This is a genomic window from Acidobacteriota bacterium (assembly GCA_012517875.1).
Lineage (GTDB): Bacteria > Acidobacteriota > JAAYUB01 > JAAYUB01 > JAAYUB01 > JAAYUB01.
Genome location: JAAYUB010000067.1, coordinates 1 through 7104 on the forward strand (window position 1 = coordinate 1; position 7104 = coordinate 7104).

A 7104-nucleotide genomic window follows, 5' to 3' on the forward strand; every position below is an offset into this window, starting at 1 on the left:
AAAGGGGAGAAGGTTCACAGGTGCCAGGTTCGCAAGTTCGCAGGTTCGGGGGCGGTTGAGGGGTGATCCATTCGTTTCAAGTTCGAAAGTTCGCAGGTTCGCAGGTTCAGGAATGATTGATGGTTGAAACCTTCGAACTTGTGAACCTGGAACTTGTGAACCTGTTAACCTGAAACTTGTGAACCTGTTAACCTGAAACTTGTGAACCTGTGAACCTGGAACTTGTGAACCTGCGAACGTTTAAACCTTCCAACAGCTCGATGACGATTGCGATCACGATTACGATTACGAATCACGAGCACGAACCCTCAACCATCAACCGTCTCAGCCCTCATCCCTTAGCCCATCCAACCACTCGACAAATCGCCTGAGGCCGGCGGGCAGGGGGGTGGACGGCTGCCAGTTGAGGAGGCGGCGGGCGGTGGCGATGTCCGCCCAGGTGCGGGGGACGTCGCCGGGCTGATCGGGAAGGCGCTCGACCGCGGCCCGGGCGCCGAGCGCCGCCTCGAGCGCCGCCACGAGCTCCGCCAGCGTCACGGTGTGGCTGTTGCCCAGGTTGATGACGGCGTACGGGCCGGCGCGCCAATCCATGGCGGCGCGGATGCCGGCGACGATGTCGTCCACGTAGGTGTAGTCGCGGCTGGTGGAACCGTCGCCGTAGAGGGGCACGGGCCGGCCGGCGCGGATGAGCCGGGCGAACTTGTGGATGGCCAGGTCCGGCCGCTGGCGCGGGCCGTACACGGTGAAGAACCGCAGCGCCACGAAGCGGACGCCGTGGAGGTGGCTGTAGACGTGCCCCAGCAGCTCGCCGGCCACCTTCGTGGCGGCGTACGGGCTGATGGGCCGGAGGCCGGCGTCGTCCTCGCGCCACGGCACCCGCGGGTTGACGCCGTAGACGCTGCTCGAGGAGCCGAACACGAACTGCGTCACGCCCCGGGCGCGCGCCAGCTCCAGCAGGTTCTGGGTGCCGCCCACGTTCACCTGTTCGTAGGCCACCGGGTCGGCGATGGAGGGGCGCACACCGGCCTTGGCGGCGAGGTGGACGATGACCGCGCCGGCGGGATCGGCCGGCCAGGGGCCGAGCGCCGCGGCCAGGGCGGCGGCGTCGCGGATGTCCGCCTCCACGAGGCGGTAGCGCGGGTTGTCCAGGTGCGGGGCGACGTTGCGGCGCTTGACCGCCGGGTCGTAGAAGGGGTCGAAGTTGTCCGCCGCGGTGACGCCCCAGCCCTCGGCCAGCAGGCGGTCGGCGAGGTGGCTGCCGATGAAGCCCGCTCCGCCGGTGATTAGTGCCTCGCGCATGGTGTCCCTGCCTCCTGGAATCGCCCCATTGTACCTGATCGGGCGGGTTTTTTCACCGCAGAGGCGCAGAGGGCGCGGAGGAGAATAGCTTGCCAAGGCGCGAAGGCACGAAGAGAACTTTTGGGTCAATGGAAAGAAGCGGTCGGCGCGGTGCCGGCCGTTTCCGTTTCAGGGGTTCCAGGTTCGCAGGTGCGCAGGTTCGGGGGCGGTTGAGGGGTGATCCATTCGTTTCAAGTTCGAAAGTTCGCAGGTTCGCAGGTTCGCAGGTTCACAGGTGCGGGGGTGGTTGAGGGGTGATCCATTCGGTCCAAGTTCGAAAGTTCGAAGGTTCGCAGGTTCACAGGTGCGGGGGCGGTTGAGGGGTGATCCATTCGGTCCAAGTTCGAAAGTTCGCAGGTTCGCAGGTGCGCAGGTTCGGGGGCGGTTGAGGGGTGATCCATTCGTTTCAAGTTCGAAAGTTAGCAGGTTCGCAGGTTCACAGGTTCGCAGGTTAAGGAATGATTGATGGTTGAAACCTTCGAACTTGTGAACCTGGAACTTGTGAACCTGTGAACCTGGAACTTGTGAACCTGTGAACCTGGAACTTGTGAACCTGGAACTTGTGAACCTGAAACTTGTGAACCTGTGAACGTTAAAACCTGCAGATGTTCCAACGTTCCAACAGTTCCGGTTGCGATGACAAGCGCAAACCCGTAACGCGCAACCCTCAACGGTCAACGGTCAGCTAACAGTGTGAACTTTTATACACTCGAATGTTCTAACCTTCAAACGCCGTTGACGGGCGATTGGTTCAGCGCCGGCCGCCGCGGGAGCCGCCGCCGGAGAAGCTGCGGGAACCCCCACCGCCCGAGAAGCTGCGGGAACCGCCGCCGCCCGAGAAGCTGCGCGAGCCGCCGCTGTAGGAGTGACCGCCCAAAGGCGCGCTGTACGACCGGCTGCTGAACGAGCGGCTGCCCGAAAAACCACCGCCCGAATAGGCCCGGCCGCCGGACGAACTGCCGGATGAGAACGACCGGTTGCCGTACGACGGGCTGCCCGAGTAGGAGCGGTCACGCGACGCGCCGCCCGAGGAATAGGCGCGGGCGCCGGACGAGCGGCTGCCCGAGTAGGCGGAGCCGCCGTAGGCGCCGCCGCTTCCGTACGACCGGGAGCTGTACGCGCGGCTGCCGCTGTCGCCGGCGGAGCGGTCGCGGGCAAACGAGGCATTTCCGGCAACGCGGCCCCCGGACGACGGCGTGCCTGAGCCGGCGGCCCGGCTGGAATGGGTAGACGGACCGTCCGCCGACCGGGTGCGCCCCGTGACCGTGTTGCGATAGGCGCCGGTGGTCGCGTCGCGGCTGAACGACCGGTTCACCGATGCGGTCCGGTCGCCGGAACGGTTCGTTGCGACGGTCCCCGAACCTCCGGTGCGGGATGTGACGTTCCGGCCGGCGCCGGGACCGGCGTTCCGGTAGGCGCCGGCGCTCCGGCCCGCGGATTCGCCGGACCCGCCGCGGGTGACGCCGGTGCGGCTCCGCGAAGCGTAATCGCCGCCGGTGCTGCGCCGGGCGCCGGCGGTGCGGCCGCCGTCGGCGCCGTAGCGCCGGGCCACGTCCGTGGTCCGGTATGGTACGCCGCCGCGGTGGTAGGCGTCATGCTGCCACTGGCCGCTGCGGTGATGGCCGCCGTTGTGACGGCCGTCATGGCCGTGATGGCGGTGATGATAGCCGTAGTGGTCGCAGAAATGCCCGTTGTAGTAGACGCCGCCGTGCGGACCCCAGCCACACCCCCAGCCCCAGCCGTGCCACCCCCAGCTCGGCCAACCCCAGCCCCAGCCGGGCCAGCCCCAGCCCCAGCCCCAGCCCCAGCCCCACGGCCAGCCGCCGGCGTACCAGTAGTTCCAGCCGGGGTAGTACCAGCTCAGAGTGATGCCGAGGCCGAAGCTGATCCAGTAGTCGGCGGCCGACGGCCAGGCCGGGTACCAGAGCGCCGGGTAGTCATAATAGACCGGGGTGCCCCAAATGACCCGCGGGCTGTAGATCGGGACGTAGATCACCTCCGGGTCGGCCGGGACGATCTCGACGACGGTCCGCTCCTCGATGACCTTCGCCGTCACCTCCTGCTCCCGCGTGGACCGCAGCTTGCCGGCCGCCTGCGCCTCCAGGCGCAGGCGCTGCACGGCGTCCATGACATCGGCCTGCTGGGCCAGGAAGGCGTTGCCGAGGTCGGTGGTCCAGCCGATGTTCTCGGTGAGGCGGTTGAGGACGTCGGGGAAGGTCACCATGGCCTGGACGCTGGGATCCCAGTCCTGCTGCGCCGCCGCGTCGGTCAGTTCCTTACCTTTCAAATCGGGATGCCGCTCGAGCCACTGCTTGGCCTCGACCAGCTCCAGCGGATAGGTGGACGCCGCCAGGGCCTGGGCCAGTAGGGGATCGGGATAGAGGGCGATGGGCGCGACGAGGCTGTCCAGCTCCTCCGGGGTCCACGGCCGCGGGGCCGCGGGGCCGGGCTGGACGGTGTCGGCGCCGGCGGTCGGCGGCGGCTGGGTCTCGACGGCCGGCAGCCACGTGCTGCACGCCGCAGCCACCAGGGCCCCCAGCAGGATCCACCGCACTCCGAATCGGTCACGATGCGTGTTCATGGCATGCCCCCATACACAGTACGTTCAAACCGCGGTCCGCCGGCCAGGCAGGTCTCACCTTGGGGACGATTCACGGATCATCCCATTCCATTATAGCAAGCGGCGGTCCGGCCGCCGCGGCGCGCGCATGGCTTACCGCCGCCTGCGCGCCGGGATCCATCGATGCGGACCCTCCGGCCGGATGCACTGACTCCGCCTCAGAGATAGATCCAAGGAAGGGGGTAATGGTTCACGGGGGGATAAATAATTGGGGGGCGGGGGAAACGGTGAATGGGTGAATCGAGAAAGTTCGCAGGTTTACAGGTTCGGGGGCGGTTGGTGGTTAATCCATTCGCTTCAAGTTTGCAGGTTCACAAGTTCCAGGTTCACAAGTTCCAGGTTCACAAGTTCCGGGTTCACAAGTTTCAGGTTCACAAGTTCGAAGGTTTCAACCACCAATCGTCCCCGAACCTGTGAACCTATGAACCTATGAACCTGTGAACCTGCGAACGTTCTAACCTTCAACCAGCTCGATTACGATTACGAATTACGAGCACGAACCATCAACCATCAACTCGCAACTCTCAACGGATGGGATCATGACCGGCGATCCGAACTCCGATGATGCCGTCACTTCCCCGGGCAGGCGCCCACCACCGAGGCGGGGAGGTTCTTCTTGCCGAACGCCTTGTCGAAGTGCTTGGCGAACTCCTCGGCCAGCTTGCGGGCGCGCTGGTCGAAAGCGTCCTTGTCCGGCCAGGTGTTGCGGGGGTTGAGCACCGCGTCCGGCACGCCGGGGCACGACTGGGGCACCTGGATGTGGAACAGCGGGTCGGTGGCGACCGCCGCCTGGTCCAGCGTCCCGTTGAGCACCGCGGTGATGATGGCGCGGGTCAGGTTGATGTCCATCCGCTTGCCCACGCCGTAGGCGCCGCCGCTCCAGCCCGTGTTCACCAGGTAGACGTGGGTGCCGTGCCGGCGCATCTTCTCGCCGAGCAGCGAGGTGTAGGCGTCGGGGTTGCGCGGCATGAACGGCGCGCCGAAGAACCGGGAGAACGTGGACACCGGCTCGGTGATGCCGGTCTCGGTGCCGGCCAGCTTGCTCGTGTAACCCATCAGGAACCAGAGCATGGCCTGGTCCTGGTTCAGCTTGGCCACCGGCGGCAGCACGCCGTTGGCGTCGGCCGTGAGGAAGACGATGGTCTTGGGATGCGCGCCCACGGGCGGCTCCTTGATCCCCGGGAGGAACGACAGCGGATACGAGCCGCGGGAGTTTTCCGTCAGCCGCGCGTCGTGGAAATCGAAGTCGCCGCTCGGATACATCATGGCGTTTTCCACGATGGCGCCGTGCTCAAGGTACGGCGCCGCGTGCATGATGGCGTTGTAGATCTGTGGCTCCTTGGCCGGGTTCAGGTTGATGAGCTTGGCGTAGCAGCCGAATTCGAAGTTGGCGATGCCGTGATCGTTCCAGCCGTGCTCGTCGTCGCCGAGCAGCGCGCGGTCGGGGTCGGCCGACAGGGTGGTCTTCCCCGTACCGGAGAGCCCTAAAAACAGGGCGGTGGTGCCGTCGGCGCCCTCGTTGGCCGACGCGTGCAGCGGCAGGATCCCGACGCCGGGGAGCAGGTAGTTCATCACGGTGAAGATCAGCTTCTTGCAGCTCCCCATGTAGGACGAACCGATGATGACGCCCAACCGGTTCACGAAGTCGATGGCCACGATCAGGTCCGACGCGGAGCCGTCGGGCAGCGTGCGCACCCGGCCGGCGTAACGCGCCTTGTCCAGCCGGTCCGCAGGCAGGGCGATGAGGGTGAAGGGCCGGGCGGCGAAGATGCTGCGCTGGATGTCGGGCGGGACCGGCCGGAACATGGTCTCACAGAACAGGACGGACAGCGCGCAGTTGGACACGGTCCGCACGGGCAGGGCGTAGGCGCTGTCGGCGCCCACCACGCGGTCCAGTACGTACATCCGGTCTTTTTGCCGGATGAGCGCCAGGGCGTCGGCGAGGATCATGTCGAAGGTTTCCGGCTCCAGGGGGATGTTGTTGGGCGAGTCCCAGTCGATATCCGCCACGATCTCGGGGCGGCGGACGATCACCGTGTCCTTGGGGCTGCGCCCCGTGGAATCCACCGGTGTCCAGGTGGCGAGGGCGCCGTTCCGGCTGACGATCGCCTCGCGGTGAGCCACGGCGTGCTCGATGAGCAGCCGCCGTGACGGGCTGACATGCACGTTGGGGTGCGCCTGCAGGGCCTGGTCCAGACGGGTGAAGAATTCCACGGTGAACTCCTTCGGGAAAATTGCGGCCCGGCCGGCGGGCCGGCTTGCGCTCCAACCGGGCTGGAAAAGTGCAGTCTAGACCAAACCAGTCGAATAATCAATCCCCCGACTTAGCGCTTGATTTTTCGGCCGGATTCGGTATAGTGGCTCCGCTCCCGGCACCCATCGGGTCCCATTGCAGCAGGTGCGGTTCTTTTTTCCCTTGAGAGGACCCAGCGCCAGGCATCCGCACGACGGGTGAGTGTCCAACTCCGCCCGCTCGAGCGGGAGATGGCGGCCGGGAGCGGCACAACGTCCGGCAGCACCAAAGGAGGCTCCATGAGTACGCCTGAAAAAATCGAGCGCCTGCGCGCCATGCGGGAAACCGCCCGGCAGGGCGGCGGTCGCGACCGGATCGACGCCCAGCACGCCAAGGGCAAGATGACCGCGCGCGAGCGCATCGACGCCTTGCTGGACAAGGGGACCTTCGTCGAGCTCGACATGTTCGTCACCCACCGCTCCCACGAGTTCGGGATGGGCGAGAAGCGGGTCCTGTCCGACAGCGTCGTGACCGGTCAGGGCACCATCGACGGCCGCCCCGTCTACGTCTTCTCGCAGGATTTCACCGTCTTCGGCGGCAGCCTGGGGAAGGCGCACGCCGAGAAGATCTGCAAGATCATGGATCTGGCCATGAAGAACGGACTTCCCCTCATCGGTCTCAACGACTCGGGCGGCGCCCGCATCCAGGAGGGCGTGGTGAGCCTCGGTGCCTACGCCGACATCTTCCTCCGCAACACCATGGCGTCGGGCGTCATCCCGCAGATCTCGGCCATCATGGGCCCCTGCGCCGGTGGCGCGGTCTATTCGCCGGCCATCACCGATTTCATTTATATGGTGAAAAACACCAGCCAGATGTTTATTACCGGTCCGCAAGTCATCAAGACCGTGACCGG

At 65.9% G+C, this 7104-nt stretch carries 3 protein-coding genes and 1 pseudogene; 1 reads left to right on the forward strand and 3 read right to left on the reverse strand.

Annotation, left to right across the window (positions count from 1 at the left end):
• Positions 1-324: 324 nt before the first annotated feature.
• From GX414_07130 to GX414_07140, 3 genes and pseudogenes are all read right to left on the reverse strand, one after another.
• On the reverse strand, positions 325-1299 hold the full coding sequence (locus tag GX414_07130; GenBank protein NLI46864.1) for an NAD-dependent epimerase/dehydratase family protein: 975 nt from the start codon (positions 1297-1299) through the stop codon (positions 325-327).
• A gap of 1753 nt (positions 1300-3052) precedes the next feature.
• Positions 3053-3919 (reverse strand): annotated as a pseudogene (locus GX414_07135) (DUF3300 domain-containing protein).
• A gap of 609 nt (positions 3920-4528) precedes the next feature.
• Complete coding sequence (locus tag GX414_07140) at positions 4529-6172, reverse strand: phosphoenolpyruvate carboxykinase (ATP) (GenBank protein NLI46865.1); 1644 nt, start codon at positions 6170-6172, stop codon at positions 4529-4531.
• 318 nt (positions 6173-6490) lie between these two features.
• Between GX414_07140 and GX414_07145 the strand changes: the two genes are divergently transcribed.
• Positions 6491-7104, forward strand: a 614-nt coding sequence (locus GX414_07145) for a methylmalonyl-CoA carboxyltransferase (protein NLI46866.1), incomplete at its 3' end; no start/stop codon positions are given.

Excerpts from the sequence above, each read along its gene's own strand:
- GX414_07130 (NLI46864.1), bottom strand. The coding sequence starts at position 1,299 with ATGCGCGAGGCACTAATCACCGGCGGAGCGGGCTTCATCGGCAGCCAC.